The sequence below is a fragment of the Pseudomonas sp. B414 genome, assembly GCF_055408445.1.
On sequence record NZ_JBUZTQ010000005.1, the window covers coordinates 97977 to 112013 of the forward strand.

Annotated in this window: 15 protein-coding genes and 1 pseudogene; 12 read left to right on the forward strand and 4 right to left on the reverse strand. The window is 58.5% G+C overall.

Annotation, left to right across the window (positions count from 1 at the left end; all coding sequences use genetic code 11):
• The first annotated feature begins 106 nt into the window (after nt 1-106).
• The 5 genes from ACZRMH_RS06405 (at nt 107) to purT (ending at nt 3375) form a co-directional block, all read left to right on the forward strand.
• Complete coding sequence (locus tag ACZRMH_RS06405; protein ID WP_464012690.1) at nt 107-709, forward strand: CoA pyrophosphatase; 603 nt, start codon at nt 107-109, stop codon at nt 707-709.
• Between the two features lie 41 nt (nt 710-750).
• On the forward strand, nt 751-1275 hold the full coding sequence (locus ACZRMH_RS06410) for a gamma carbonic anhydrase family protein (RefSeq protein ID WP_464012691.1): 525 nt from the start codon (nt 751-753) through the stop codon (nt 1273-1275).
• The gene (locus ACZRMH_RS06415; RefSeq protein ID WP_464012692.1) at nt 1272-1475 is read left to right on the forward strand and encodes a DUF1289 domain-containing protein; all 204 of its coding nucleotides are present in this window, start codon (nt 1272-1274) and stop codon (nt 1473-1475) included. Before ACZRMH_RS06410 ends, ACZRMH_RS06415 begins: the two co-directional genes overlap by 4 nt.
• 170 nt (nt 1476-1645) lie before the next feature.
• Nucleotides 1646-2107, forward strand: coding sequence for a VUT family protein (locus ACZRMH_RS06420; RefSeq protein WP_464012693.1), 462 nt, complete (start codon nt 1646-1648; stop codon nt 2105-2107).
• An 86-nt stretch (nt 2108-2193) separates the two neighbouring features.
• A complete protein-coding gene (gene purT / locus ACZRMH_RS06425) occupies nt 2194-3375 on the forward strand; it encodes a formate-dependent phosphoribosylglycinamide formyltransferase (RefSeq protein WP_464012694.1) in 1182 nt (393 codons plus the stop codon).
• A gap of 119 nt (nt 3376-3494) precedes the next feature.
• Here the strand turns inward: purT and ACZRMH_RS06430 are convergent, their stop codons facing one another.
• From ACZRMH_RS06430 to ACZRMH_RS06440, 3 genes and pseudogenes are all read right to left on the reverse strand, one after another.
• A complete protein-coding gene (locus ACZRMH_RS06430; protein WP_464012695.1) occupies nt 3495-4811 on the reverse strand; it encodes an MFS transporter in 1317 nt (438 codons plus the stop codon).
• Between the two features lie 258 nt (nt 4812-5069).
• Nucleotides 5070-5789: pseudogene (locus tag ACZRMH_RS06435) on the reverse strand (transporter associated domain-containing protein); the annotation flags it as partial.
• A gap of 171 nt (nt 5790-5960) precedes the next feature.
• Nucleotides 5961-6773 (reverse strand): cytochrome C assembly family protein, encoded by an 813-nt coding sequence (locus tag ACZRMH_RS06440; RefSeq protein WP_464012696.1) that lies wholly within the window; start codon nt 6771-6773, stop codon nt 5961-5963.
• Between the two features lie 208 nt (nt 6774-6981).
• On the opposite strand from ACZRMH_RS06440, the gene ffh reads away from it, so the two are divergent.
• The 6 genes from ffh (at nt 6982) to ACZRMH_RS06470 (ending at nt 11064) form a co-directional block, all read left to right on the forward strand.
• A complete protein-coding gene (gene ffh / locus ACZRMH_RS06445) occupies nt 6982-8358 on the forward strand; it encodes a signal recognition particle protein (protein WP_016781914.1) in 1377 nt (458 codons plus the stop codon).
• Nucleotides 8359-8607: 249 nt separating this feature from the next.
• Entirely contained in the window at nt 8608-8859 is a 252-nt protein-coding gene (gene rpsP / locus ACZRMH_RS06450; RefSeq protein WP_464012697.1) for a 30S ribosomal protein S16, read from the forward strand.
• Between the two features lie 5 nt (nt 8860-8864).
• Nucleotides 8865-9404, forward strand: a complete 540-nt coding sequence (gene rimM / locus ACZRMH_RS06455) for a ribosome maturation factor RimM (protein ID WP_048363294.1) — start codon at nt 8865-8867, stop codon at nt 9402-9404.
• Between the two features lie 2 nt (nt 9405-9406).
• Nucleotides 9407-10159 carry a tRNA (guanosine(37)-N1)-methyltransferase TrmD gene (trmD, locus tag ACZRMH_RS06460; protein WP_003440270.1) on the forward strand — a complete coding sequence of 251 codons (753 nt, stop codon included), beginning with the start codon at nt 9407-9409 and terminating at the stop codon, nt 10157-10159.
• A 45-nt stretch (nt 10160-10204) separates the two neighbouring features.
• Nucleotides 10205-10555, forward strand: a complete 351-nt coding sequence (gene rplS / locus ACZRMH_RS06465; RefSeq protein WP_095036761.1) for a 50S ribosomal protein L19 — start codon at nt 10205-10207, stop codon at nt 10553-10555.
• A gap of 95 nt (nt 10556-10650) precedes the next feature.
• Nucleotides 10651-11064 (forward strand): acyl-CoA thioesterase, encoded by a 414-nt coding sequence (locus ACZRMH_RS06470; protein ID WP_464012698.1) that lies wholly within the window; start codon nt 10651-10653, stop codon nt 11062-11064.
• A 125-nt stretch (nt 11065-11189) separates the two neighbouring features.
• Here the strand turns inward: ACZRMH_RS06470 and ACZRMH_RS06475 are convergent, their stop codons facing one another.
• Complete coding sequence (locus ACZRMH_RS06475; RefSeq protein ID WP_464012699.1) at nt 11190-12989, reverse strand: cation:proton antiporter; 1800 nt, start codon at nt 12987-12989, stop codon at nt 11190-11192.
• 120 nt (nt 12990-13109) lie between these two features.
• Between ACZRMH_RS06475 and xerD the strand changes: the two genes are divergently transcribed.
• Entirely contained in the window at nt 13110-14006 is an 897-nt protein-coding gene (xerD, locus tag ACZRMH_RS06480; protein ID WP_464012700.1) for a site-specific tyrosine recombinase XerD, read from the forward strand.
• Nucleotides 14007-14037: the final 31 nt, after the last annotated feature.

Genomic DNA, 14037 nt, shown 5'->3' on the forward strand with positions numbered 1-14037 from the left:
GCGGGCTGGCGGCAAGTGCGGCATGGCAGGCTGCGACACTGTAGGGCTTGGGTGCCCGGTGCGATTTGGTGCATGATGCCCGATAAGTGACGGATCGAGATGACCTATGCTGGACGAGCTGCTTGGCCGTGTAAGCCGCTATACCCCACGCACGCTGGAAACAGAGCGCAATTATCCTGAGGCTGCCGTGTTGTTGCCGGTGACGCGCAGTGATGAACCTGAACTGATTCTGACCCTGCGTGCCAGCGGGTTGTCGACCCACGGCGGTGAAGTGGCTTTTCCGGGCGGGCGCCGCGACCCTGAAGACCCGGACCTGGTTTTCACCGCCCTGCGTGAAGCCGAAGAAGAAATCGGCCTGCCGCCGGGGCTGGTCGAGGTTATCGGGCCGCTCAGCCCCCTGATCTCATTGCACGGTATCCGTGTAACACCTTATGTAGGCCTGGTACCGGATTATGTTGAGTACCTGGCCAACGATGCGGAGATCGCCGCCGTGTTCAGTGTGCCGCTGGAGTTCTTCCGCCAGGACCCGCGCGAGCACACCCATCGCATCGATTACCAGGGGCGCAGCTGGTATGTGCCGAGCTACCGGTTTGGCGTGTACAAAATCTGGGGGCTTACGGCAATCATGATCGTTGAGCTGATGAACCTGCTCTACGACGACGTCAATATCAACCTGCATATCCCGCCTGAACGTTCGATCCCAATTTAGAGCCGTCTGCAGACGGCCACGCCTGCCTTGAGGACCTTTTCATGAAATACAGCCTGGGCGACTCGCTCGTCGAAACCCATCCCGAGAGCTGGACTGCACCCAATGCCACCCTGATCGGCAAGGTGCGGCTGGAGGAGGGCGCCAGTGTCTGGTTTAACGCCGTATTGCGTGGCGATAACGAGCTGATCCTGATTGGCAAGCACAGCAATGTCCAAGATGGTGCCGTGATGCACACCGATATGGGCTACCCGCTGACCTTGGGCACGGGCGTCACCATTGGCCATAACGCCATGCTGCATGGTTGTACTGTGGGCGATTACAGCCTGATCGGGATCAATGCGGTGATCCTCAATGGCGCAAAAATCGGCAAGCACTGCATCATTGGCGCCAATGCGCTGATTGGCGAAGGCAAGGAAATCCCTGACGGTTCGCTGGTCATGGGTTCGCCGGGCAAGGTGGTGCGCGACCTTACGGATGAGCAGAAAAAACTGCTGGAGGCCAGCGCCGCCCACTATGTAAAGAACGGCCAGCGTTATGCCCGTGACCTTAAGGTGCAAGAACAATGAGTAACACCGAACGCCCGGTCGCCTCGCCCTGCGTGAATATTTGCGCGCTGGACGACGATGACGTGTGCAGCGGCTGTCAGCGCACGGTGGCAGAAATCACCCGCTGGAGTCGCATGACCAATCCCGAGCGGCGGGAGGTGCTGCTGTTGTGCCATGAGCGGGCGAAGGCCAGTGGGATGTGGATGCCGAACTCTCGGTAGGTTTTTTGTGCGAGCGGGCTTGCTCGCGATGCAGGCAACTCGGTGCATCTGAAAATACCGAGGTGATGCTATCGCGAGCAAGCCCGCTCCCACAGGGGTATGTGGCGGGTACAAAATTGGGCACGACTCAAGTACCCTGTGCGCCTTCTTCAGAGGTGTCGCCCGCTGCCATGCTGTTTCTTGTCGCTTATATCGCCAGCGTCGTGCTGATCAACTACGCCTTCTCTACCGCGCCGCACCTGGACATCATCTGGTCAGCCTGGGGCGGTCTGGTATTTGTGCTGCGCGATATGGTGCAGACCCGCTTCGGTCACGGTGCGCTGCTGGCCATGCTGGCGGCACTGGTGCTGTCGTATGTCACCTCCGACCCTTCGATTGCCCTGGCCAGTGCCACTGCCTTCGCCGTGTCCGAGTGCATCGACTGGCTGGTGTTCAGTATCACCAAGCGCCCTTTGCACGACCGTTTGTGGATCAGTTCGGCACTGAGCATCCCCATCGATACCTTTATCTTCTTCGGCATGATCGATGCGTTTACCCCCGGCGTGATCATTACCGCCATGGCCTCGAAATTCGCCGGCGTCACCTGTGTATGGCTGGCAATGGCCTGGCGCTTGCGCAAAGCCGCCGCCTAGTCATGTAAAATGCCAGCCTTTGTATCCCCCTGCAGGCGCTGGCTTGGTCAGTGCCTTCGATGATTTTGTTTCCTTGAGGACCTGAAATGACCCGTATCGGAACTCCACTGTCGCCAACTGCGACCCGCGTCATGTTGTGTGGCTGCGGTGAGCTGGGCAAAGAAGTTGTCATCGAATTGCAGCGTCTGGGGGTCGAAGTGATCGCCGTTGACCGCTACGCCAATGCACCGGCCATGCAGGTTGCCCACCGCAGCCACGTGATCAACATGCTCGATGGCGCCGCCCTGCGTGCCGTGATCGAAGCAGAAAAGCCGCACTTTATCGTTCCTGAAATCGAAGCCATCGCCACTGCCACCCTGGTCGAGCTGGAAGCTGAAGGTTTCAACGTAATCCCGACTGCCCGCGCTACTTCTCTGACCATGAACCGCGAAGGCATTCGTCGCCTGGCAGCCGAAGAGCTGGACCTGCCAACCTCGCCGTACCACTTTGCCGACACCTTCGAAGACTACAGCGCCGCCGTGCTGGACCTGGGCTTTCCGTGTGTGGTCAAGCCGGTGATGAGTTCGTCGGGCAAGGGCCAGAGCCTGCTGCGCAGCGCCGACGATGTAAAGGCTGCGTGGGACTACGCGCAGGAAGGCGGTCGTGCGGGCAAGGGCCGGGTTATCGTTGAAGGCTTTATCGACTTTGACTACGAAATCACCCTTCTGACCGTACGCCATATTGGCGGCACTACCTTCTGTGCACCGGTCGGTCACCGTCAGGAGAAGGGCGATTATCAGGAGTCCTGGCAGCCGCAGGCCATGAGCCCGATTGCTCTGGCCGAGTCCGAGCGTGTGGCCAAGGCTGTTACCGAAGCGTTGGGTGGTCGTGGTCTGTTTGGTGTTGAGCTGTTTATCAAGGGCGATCAGGTGTGGTTCAGCGAGGTTTCGCCGCGCCCGCATGATACCGGTCTGGTGACTTTGATTTCTCAGGACCTGTCGCAGTTCGCACTGCATGCTCGCGCCATCCTCGGTCTGCCGATTCCATTGATTCGTCAGTTCGGGCCATCGGCTTCGGCGGTGATTCTGGTTGAAGGGCAGTCGACTCAGACCGCATTCGCCAACCTGGGTGCTGCCCTGAGCGAACCGGACACGGCCTTGCGCCTGTTCGGCAAGCCAGAGGTTAACGGTCAGCGGCGCATGGGCGTGGCACTGGCGCGGGATGAATCGATTGAAGCCGCGCGGGCCAAAGCGACCCGTGCTGCCAAGGCGGTTGTTGTGGAACTGTAAAGTTCACCGTCAATCAATTGTGGGAGCGGGCTTGCTCGCGATTGCAGCGCCTCGGTAAGTCAAATGTTCCGAGTCGCCTGTATTGCGAGCAAGCCCGCTCCCACAAAGCGAGTACTCCTTCAAGCGACCTTGTTCAGGTCAGCCTCTCTGGTTTCTTTCAGGCACAGCACAGCGATCAGGCTGAGCACGGCTGCGCCGGAAACATACCCGCCCACCCAGCTCAAACCGCCCATGCTCACCAGTTTCTGAGCGAAGAACGGTGCCGCCGAGGCGCCGACAATTCCCCCCAGGTTGTACGCGGCCGACGCGCCGGTATAGCGCACGCGGGTCGGGAATAGCTCTGGCAGCAGGGCGCCCATCGGCGCAAAGGTCACGCCCATCAAAAACAGCTCGATGCACAGAAACAGTGCCACACCCCAAGTGGTGCCGTGGGTGAGCAGGGGTTCCATCAGAAAACCTGACAAGATCGCCAGCACACCGCCAACAATCAGCACCGGTTTGCGTCCATAACGGTCGCTGGCCCAGGCCGACAAAGGCGTCGCCGCCGCCATAAACAGCACGGCAAAACACAGCAGGCCAAGGAAGGTTTCGCGGGTATAACCCAGGGTGGAGACGCCATAGCTCAGGGAAAACACCGTCGATATATAGAACAGCGCATAACACACCACCATCGAGGCGGCGCCCAGCAGCATCGGGGCCCAATATTGGCTGAACAGCTCGACGATGGGCATTTTCACCCGCTCGTGCTGCGCCACGGCCTTGGCGAATACCGGTGTCTCTTCCAGCTTCAGGCGCACATACATGCCCACCATCACCAGTGCTGCGCTAAGCAGGAAGGGGATGCGCCAGCCCCACGAGCGGAACTGCTCGTCGGAAAGGCTCATGGCCAGAATCAGGAACAGGCCGTTGGCCGCCAGAAAGCCGATCGAAGGCCCCAGTTGCGGGAACATGCCATACCAGGCGCGCTTGCCCTTGGGCGCGTTCTCGGTGGCCAGCAGCGCGGCCCCACCCCATTCGCCGCCCAGCCCCAGTCCTTGGCCGAAGCGCAGTACGCACAGCAGGATAGGTGCCCAGGCGCCAATCGTGGCATAGCCCGGTAGTACGCCGATCAGCGTGGTACACACGCCCATCAGCAGCAATGAGGCGACCAGGGTGGATTTGCGCCCGATCCGGTCACCGAAATGGCCAAACAGGAATGAACCCAGCGGGCGGGCAAGAAAGGCGATGCCGAAGGTCAGGAACGCCGACAGCATTTGCGCTGTGCCGGAAGTCTGCGGGAAAAAGACCGGGCCGATGACCAGTGCAGCGGCGGTGGCATACACATAAAAGTCATAGAACTCGATGGCCGTGCCAATAAAGCTGGCCGTGGCAACCCGGGTTGCGGAGTTGACCGGCTTGTCGGGCGAAGCTTCGCTGTAGGTGGTGCTGGAGGTCATACGTATATCCCTGACAGTTATGAGCTCTGTGGCCGATGTCTGCCTTTGCGGCATGATATGGCGAGCAATTTTTATGGTCGTTTGCCCTGAGGGATAACAGGGTGCAAGCGCAGTTCAGGATGGGAACGTGCGCAGGTACTGCGTATGGCAACGCGCCGACAGCGCAGGGTGCGGGTAACACGCGGGTCGGCGAGGCTTGGGTAAGCGGGGATGATTATAGGAAGGCCTGGCAAAATGTAACAAGGCCTTACGGGGCGATTAAACCCCGGGCTTGACGCTGTTGTGCCAGATAAGCACGCGGCTGACGCGGTTTTCTTCGGTCTGCAGGATCTCCAGGCGATAGCCGCCGATCTTCAGGCAAACCGTGGTTTCCGGAATGGTTTCCAGCGCTTCGGTAACCAGGCCGTTGAGGGTCTTGGGACCATCACTGGGCAGATGCCAGCCCAGCGCCTTGTTCAGTTCGCGGATGGAGGCTGCGCCATCGACCACATAACGGCCGTCGGGCAGGGGATCAATATGCGGATTGTTGACGTTCTGCTCGTCCTCGAACTCGCCGACGATCTCTTCGAGAATGTCTTCAAGGGTCACGATACCTAGCACTTCACCGTATTCATCCACGACCACGCCCAGCCGGCGCTGCTGCTTGTGGAAATTGAGCAGTTGCAGTTGCAGTGGGGTGCTTTCAGGAATGAAGTACGGTTCATGACAGACGGCCAGTATTGCCTCTTTGGTCAGGCTGGCGTCGGGCAGCATATGCTGGATATGGCGGGTGTTGAGGATGGCTTCGACCTGATTGATGTCGTTGTGAAACACCGGCAGGCGCGTGCGCTCGGTGTTGCGCAGTTGCTCGATCAGTTCCTCGATCGGGTCGTCGAGGTTCAGGCCTTCAACTTCGCTGCGCGGGATCAGGATGTCATTGACCGTGATGTTGTCCAGTGCATGGATACTGGAAATCAGGTGCGGGCGGCTGCTGGTCTGCTCGCCTTGTTGCTGTGGATCTTCACTGCGAGGCTGCAGGGCTTCTGCGCGTCTGGCCGCTGCGCCACGTTTGCCGAGAAAATAGCCGACAAGTATCCCGGCTCCTGCGATCAACAGCGCCGAAACCGCCAGAATCGACCCGGGGGGCAAGCTATCCATAATTATCGCCCGTCAGATATGCAGAATGTATTCACGAACCAGCTTGCTGCCAAAATAGGCCAGCATCAGCAGGCAAAACCCGGCAAAGGTCCAGCGGATGGCTTTGTGGCCGCGCCAGCCAAGGTGATGGCGGCCCCACAGCAATACACTGAACACCAACCACGCCACGCAGGCCAGAAGCGTCTTGTGCACCAGATGCTGGGCGAAAAGATTGCCCAGAAACAGCCAGCCGGAAATCAGCGACAGCGAAAGCAGCGACCAGCCGGCCCACAGGAAGCCGAACAGCAGGCTTTCCATGGTTTGCAGCGGCGGGAAGTTCTTGATCAGGCCCTTGGGGTGCTTGTGCTTGAGCTGATAGTTCTGCAGCGACAGCAACAACGCCTGGAACACCGCAATGGTGAACATGCCGTAGGCCAGGATCGACAGCAGGATATGCGCGAGGATGCCGGGCTCTTCATTAATCACCTGCACCGTGCCCGGAGGCGCGAACTCGGACAGCAGCACCGTGAGCATGCCCAGCGGGTATAGAAGCAGCAGCAGGTTCTCCACCGGGATCCGTGCGCAGGCCACCAGGGTTACCGTGATCACGGCCACGGCAATCAGGCTGGCCGCACTGAAGAAGTCCAGTTCCAGGCCCGCCGGGGTCATCAGGTGGGTAAACAGGCTGGCGGAGTGGGCGAGCACGGCAAGAATGCCGAGCGTCACCAACAGGCGTTTGTTTGCCTTGGCGCCCTGGCGCAGGCAAGAGCCTTGATAGAAGGTCGCAGCGGCGTATAGACAGGCGGCGGCGAGGCTGGGTAGCAAGCTGGGTGACAAGGGGAGCATAAATCCTGTTAGGCAAGCCCGAAAGGACTGAGTTTGGCATACAACCGCCTGAACACGAAAGACCACATAAGCCGACGGCATGGTGTCGGACACGGCCAGTCTTCGCTATAATCCGCGACCTGCCCACGCCGCAGGCTCGCCGAGCATCAGTTTTACACGGGCTGGGCCGCAATAACCCCGGTCTACTTTGGGCCTGAAAGGATCGCGCATGTTTGAAAATTTAACCGATCGTCTCTCGCAGACGCTGCGCCATGTCACCGGCAAGGCCAAGCTGACCGAGGACAATATCAAAGACACCCTGCGTGAAGTACGCATGGCGTTGCTGGAAGCCGACGTGGCGTTGCCGGTCGTCAAAGACTTCGTCAACGCGGTCAAAGAGCGCGCTGTAGGCACAGAAGTGTCCCGCAGCCTGACGCCGGGCCAGGCGTTTGTGAAGATTGTCCAGGCCGAGCTGGAAAGCCTGATGGGCGCTGCCAACGAGGACCTGGTCCTCAATGTCACGCCGCCTGCCGTGGTATTGATGGCCGGTTTGCAGGGTGCGGGTAAAACCACCACCGCCGGCAAGCTGGCGCGCTTCCTTAAAGAGCGCAAAAAGAAAACCGTGATGGTGGTTTCGGCTGACGTATATCGTCCGGCCGCGATCAAGCAGCTGGAAACCCTGGCCAATGAAGTCGGAGTTACCTTCTTCCCGTCCGATCTTAGCCAGAAGCCGGTGGACATCGCTCGCGCAGCCATTGCTGAAGCGAAGCTGAAGTTTATCGATGTGGTCATCCTCGATACCGCGGGTCGCCTGCATATCGATGCCGAGATGATGGCTGAGATCCAGGAGCTGCACGCGGCGGTCAAGCCTGCTGAAACCCTGTTTGTGGTTGATGCCATGACCGGCCAGGATGCCGCCAACACGGCCAAGGCTTTTGGCGATGCATTGCCGCTGACCGGTGTGATCCTGACCAAGGTCGACGGTGATGCCCGGGGTGGTGCGGCACTGTCCGTGCGTGCCATCACCGGCAAGCCGATCAAGTTTATCGGTATGGGCGAGAAGAGCGATGCGCTCGAGCCGTTCCACCCGGACCGTATTGCTTCACGCATCCTCGGCATGGGCGACGTGCTCAGCCTGATCGAGCAGGCCGAACAGACCCTCGATAAAGACAAAGCCGACAAACTGGCGAAAAAGCTTAAAAAGGGCAAAGGCTTCGACCTCGAAGACTTCCGCGACCAGCTGCAACAGATGAAGAACATGGGCGGCCTTGGCGGTCTTATGGACAAGCTGCCGAACATGGGTGGCGTCAATCTGGCGCAAATGGGCAATGCCCAGGGCGCAGCAGAGAAACAGTTCAAACAGATGGAAGCCATCATCAACTCCATGACCCCGGCCGAGCGCCGCGACCCTGAGCTGATCAGCGGTTCGCGCAAACGCCGCATCGCCATGGGTTCCGGCACTCAGGTGCAGGACATCGGTCGCTTGATCAAGCAACACAAGCAGATGCAGAAGATGATGAAAAAATTCTCCACCAAAGGTGGGATGGCGAAAATGATGCGCGGCATGGGCTCGATGATGCCCGGCGGCGGCATGCCAAAAATGTAATTTACCCGCCCGGACGCTTGCGTCCGGGCAACTCGCAGCAATGCGAGACACCCGGCAAACCCGCACTGTGCGGGAGCTGACCTGTCGCCATTCGTGGCGACCTTGTTGCAAGTCTGTAGGGTATGCCGGTAGGCGCCTGAAAAAGACATTTGCAAAAGTCCGGATATTCCTTAGAATATGCGGCCTTTCGGGCACCTATGCCCGCTGTGCCTTTAGATTTGCAGCACCGACTACAGGAACGATGTTCACATGCTAACAATCCGTCTTGCCCTTGGCGGCTCCAAAAAGCGCCCGTTTTACCACTTGACCGTTACCGATAGCCGTAACCCACGTGACGGTTCCCACAAGGAACAAATTGGTTTCTTCAACCCGGTTGCCCGTGGTCAGGAAATCCGTTTCTCCGTTAAAGAAGACCGCCTCGCCTACTGGCAGAGCGTTGGTGCAACCATGTCTGAGCGTGTTGCTCAACTGGTTAAAGAAAACGCTAAGGCTGCGGCCTGAGCAATATGAGCGTGACGCCTGAAACTGCTGATGATTTGATCGTTATCGGCAAAATCTACTCGATTCACGGCGTGCGCGGCGAAGTGAAGGTTTATTCCTTTACGGATCCAATTGATAACCTGTTGGACTACAAAAAGCTGACGCTTCGGCGCGGCAATGATGTACGACAGGCAGAGCTGGTCAGTGGCCGTTCTCATAACGGCAAGTTTCTGGTTGTAAAGCTCAAGGGTCTCGATGACCGTGACGAAGCTGGTCTTCTTCGCGAATTCGAAATCTGCGTGCCGCGTAACCTGTTTCCTGAGCTGACCGACGGCGAGTACTACTGGTACCAGCTGCAGGGACTGAAAGTGACCAACCTTGAAGGGCAATTGCTCGGCAAGATTGTTGATCTGATGGAAACTGGCTCGAACGATGTCATGGAAGTCAAACCTTGCCCAGGTAGCCTGGATGATCGCGATCGCTTGTTGCCCTATACAGAGCAATGCGTGCTGAGCGTCGACCTTGCAGCTGGCGAGATGAAGGTGGATTGGGATGCGGACTTCTAAGCGTGGCTAAATTGCGCGTAGAAGTGATCAGTTTGTTTCCCGAAATGTTTTCCGCCATCAGCGACTACGGCATCACTAGTCGTGCGGTGAAACAAGGGCTCTTGCAGCTGACTTGTTGGAACCCGCGAGACTACACAACGGATCGACATCACACTGTGGATGATCGCCCATTTGGCGGTGGTCCTGGCATGGTGATGAAGATCAAGCCTCTGGAAGATGCACTGGTTCAGGCCAGAGAAGCAGCCGGAGAGGCGGCGAAGGTGATTTACCTGTCGCCCCAAGGCCGTCAACTGAATCAGTCGGCGGTACGCGAACTGGCGAATGAGGAAGCATTAATCCTTATTGCAGGTCGTTATGAAGGCATTGACGAGCGTTTTATAGATGCTTATGTCGATGAAGAGTGGTCGATTGGTGACTATGTACTCTCTGGTGGCGAGCTGCCGGCGATGGTTCTGATTGATGCGGTTACACGACTGCTGCCTGGAGCTTTAGGGCATGCGGACTCCGCGGAGGAAGATTCCTTCACGGATGGTTTGCTGGATTGCCCGCACTACACCCGACCGGAGGTGTATGCGGATCAGCGTGTTCCCGACGTATTGCTTAGTGGCAATCATGCACACATCCGGCGTTGGCGTTTACAGCAGTCCCTTGGGCGGACCTTTGAACGACGCGCCGATCTTCTGGAAAGCCGCTCGCTTTCTGGAGAAGAGAAGAAGCTGCTCGAGGAATATATCCGCGAGCGGGACGATAGTTAACAACGTATCGATGGTAGGTCAGTTGGCCTACCTTAGGAGCACAGCATGACTAACAAAATCATCCTTGCACTCGAAGCAGAGCAGATGACCAAAGAGATCCCTCCTTTTGCCCCGGGCGATACCATCATCGTCCAGGTGAAAGTGAAGGAAGGCGATCGTTCGCGTCTGCAAGCTTTCGAAGGTGTAGTGATTGCCAAGCGTAACCGTGGCGTGAACAGTGCTTTCACTGTTCGTAAAATCTCCAACGGTGTTGGCGTAGAGCGTACTTTCCAGACCTACAGCCCGCAAATCGACAGCATGGCTGTTAAGCGTCGCGGTGACGTGCGTAAAGCCAAGCTGTACTACCTGCGCGACCTGTCGGGTAAAGCAGCTCGCATCAAGGAAAAACTGGCTTAAGTCCAGCTTCCCGATGCAGAAAAAAGCAGCCTTCGGGCTGCTTTTTTGTTGCCTGAGATTTGTCATACCTTTGTCCAGTTGTAGGTAGTAAAAGCATGACTTTGCGTGAGCAAGAGATCCAACGTCGTACCGAATTGTCCGTTACCCGTATTACCAAAGCGGTATTCCCCTCGACTACCAATCACCACAACACCTTGTTTGGTGGCACTGCGCTGGCCTGGATGGACGAAGTGTCGTTTATCGCCGCGACCCGTTTCTGCCGTTTGCCACTGGTGACAGTGTCTACCGACCGTATTGACTTCAACCACCCGATTGCTGCGGGTTGCATCGTTGAGTTGGTGGGGCGGGTGGTGAAGGTCGGCAATACCAGCCTCAAGGTTGAGGTCGAGGTGTATGTCGAAAGCATGAGCTGCGACAGTCGTGAGCTGGCGATCCAGGGCGTGTTCAGCTTTGTCGCCATTGATGACAGCAAGCGCCCGGTGCCGGTGTTGCCGGGGTTTGCCCCGTAAACTTGCGGTGGATTGTCCTGTGGGAGCGGGCTTGCTCGCGATGGCAGCACTACGGTCTTTCTGGAAAACCGCATAGCCTGCATCGCGAGCAAGCACGCTCCCACAGGAGCTGATGCAGCAAAAAACTAACTCTCCCGCCTGATCAACGCCAGCAGCGTCCACCCGGTTCCCGGTTTCAGTTCGCTATCCGCTGTTACCACATGCACCCAGCCAGTGTTGTCACGGGCAAATAGCAGGGTCACGCGCTTGCCGTGCAGGGCCAGGTAATCGTCCCAGGTAAAGTTGTCGGTCAGGTTGGTGCTGTACAGTTCGGCACCCTGGTTCAGTTCGCTGGCAAGCTGCCCGTACGTCAGTGCCGGGTTGCCCAGCGCTTGCCCGCGGTACTCATGGCTGGCGCGATGCTTGTCACTACGGCGGCTTTCCTGGCCATTGGTCAGGGCAAACAGGCGCTGTGGCCCGAACTCATGCTGAAAGCGCGCCGCTGCCAGGGTGTTCAGCTCGCCAGAGGGCGACAGTGCAAGCAAATGCCCAAGCCCCACCAGATCCAGATGGCTTTCTGCGTGCTCCGAAGCCGGATTGCCGAAGTAGGTGGGTAAATTATCCATGCGTGCTGCGCGAATATTGTCCCAATTGGAGTCGGTCAGCAGGACACGGCTGCCCAATTGTTGCAGGGCCTTGCCAATGACCCGGGCCGGGCCATTGGCACCGACAATCAAAAAGCCGCTGGGTGGCGGCTCTGCCACCTTGAGCAGGCGGGCCAGAGGTCGCGCCGTGGCGCTTTGCAGCACCACGGTGCCAATGATCACGGCAAAGGTCAGGGGCACCAGCAGCAATGCGCCCTCATGGCCTGCTTCGTCCAGGCGGATCGCGAAAATCGCTGAAACCGCAGCTGCCACTATGCCGCGCGGGGCAATCCAGGCCAGCAATGCGCGTTCACGCCAGTTCAGTTTTGAACCAAAGGTTGAGAGTGCAACGTTCAGCGGCCGGGCGATAAACTGAATGATCAGCAGCAACAGCAGCACCGCTGGCCCGAGGCCGATCATTGCGTTCAGGTCCAGGCGCGCCGCCAGCAGAATAAACAGCCCCGAGATCAGAAAGACGCTCAAGTTCTCCTTGAAGTGCAGGATGTTGCGCACATCCACACCTTTCATATTGGCCATCCACATGCCCATCAGCGTGACCGCCAGCAGGCCGGATTCATGCATCACCTGATTGGCGCCAATAAACACGCCAAGAACTGCGGCCAGGGTGGCCAGACTTTGCAAATACTCCGGCAGCCATTGGCGACGTATGATCTGCCCCATGACCCAGCCACCCACAATGCCAAACAGGCTGCCGCACACAATCACCCCAGCAAAGGTCAGCAGGCTGTGGCTCAGGCCCTCGCCCGTGGCGCTGGCGATGATAAAGCTGTACACCACCACCGCGAGCAGTGCGCCAATCGGGTCGATAACGATACCTTCCCAGCGCAGGATATTGGCAATCGACGCTTTGGGTCGGACCACGCGCAGCATCGGTACAATCACCGTTGGCCCGGTGACCAGGGTCAGGGTGCCGAACAGCAAGGCCAGCAGCCAGTCGAAACCCAGCAACCAGTGAGTGGCCAAGGTGATCACCGCCCAGGTCGAGAGTGCACCGACGGTCACCAGGCGATGCACGACAGTACCGATTTCGCGCCATTCGGACAGGTGCAGGGTCAGGCTGCCTTCAAACAGGATCAACGCCACTGCCAGGGAAACCAGCGGCATCAGCAGGGGGCCGAACAGTTCTTGCGGGTCCAGCCAGCCCAGCACCGGGCCGACCAGAATTCCGGTCAGCAGCAAAAACAGGATGGCTGGCAGCTTCAGGCGCCAGGCCAGCCATTGCGAGGCCAGGGCTGCGATGCCGATGCCGCCGAAAGACAGCAAAATCTGTTGTTCGGTCATAAGGTCATCCTGAGAAAACTTGGGGTTTATGGCATCCGCCAGCCATGAAAGACTAGCGGCCACTTTTGCAGTTCACTTTTTATTTGTGCGCAACCTTTACCCTGCGCGTTTCGAGAACCGATGCCAGCTATAGACGACCCACTTATCGACCGCTTTCTGGATGCCTTGTGGCTGGAAAAAGGCCTGTCGGACAACACCCGCAACGCCTATCGCAGTGATCTGGCCCTGTTCAATGGCTGGTTGCAGGAACGCGGCATTACGCTGGTCAATGCCGGGCGTGAGTTGATTCTCGATCACCTGGCCTGGCGTCTGGAGCAGAGCTACAAGCCGCGCTCTACTGCTCGGTTTCTGTCAGGTGCGCGTGGTTTCTATCGCTACTTGTTGCGCGAAAAGCTGATTGGCGTTGATCCGACGCTGCAGGTCGATATGCCGCAGCTGGGCAGGCCGCTGCCTAAATCCCTGTCGGAAGCGGATGTAGAGGAGCTGCTCTGCGCCCCTGATCTGAGTGAAGCCATTGGCCAGCGTGACCGGGCGATGCTTGAGGTGTTGTATGCCTGCGGTCTGCGGGTTACCGAGCTGATCAGCCTGACCCTGGAGCAGGTCAATCTGCGCCAGGGAGTGTTGCGGGTAATGGGCAAGGGCAGCAAGGAACGCCTGGTGCCGATGGGGGAGGAGGCCATTGTGTGGGTTGAGCGTTACATGCGCGATGCCCGTCATGAACTGCTCGGCGGTCGCCCCAGTGATGTGCTGTTCCCCAGCCAGCGTGGCGAACAGATGACCCGCCAGACCTTCTGGCACCGCATCAAGCATCAGGCCAAAGTGGCCGGTATCGACAAGTCGCTGTCGCCGCATACATTGCGCCATGCCTTCGCCACCCATTTGCTCAACCACGGCGCCGATTTGCGCGTGGTGCAAATGCTGCTGGGGCACAGTGACCTGTCCACAACGCAGATTTACACCCATGTTGCCCGTGCCCGCCTGCAAGACCTGCACGCCCGCCATCACCCGCGTGGCTAGTCGGAGTCGGTCATGCAGGCCATCTGTGGTA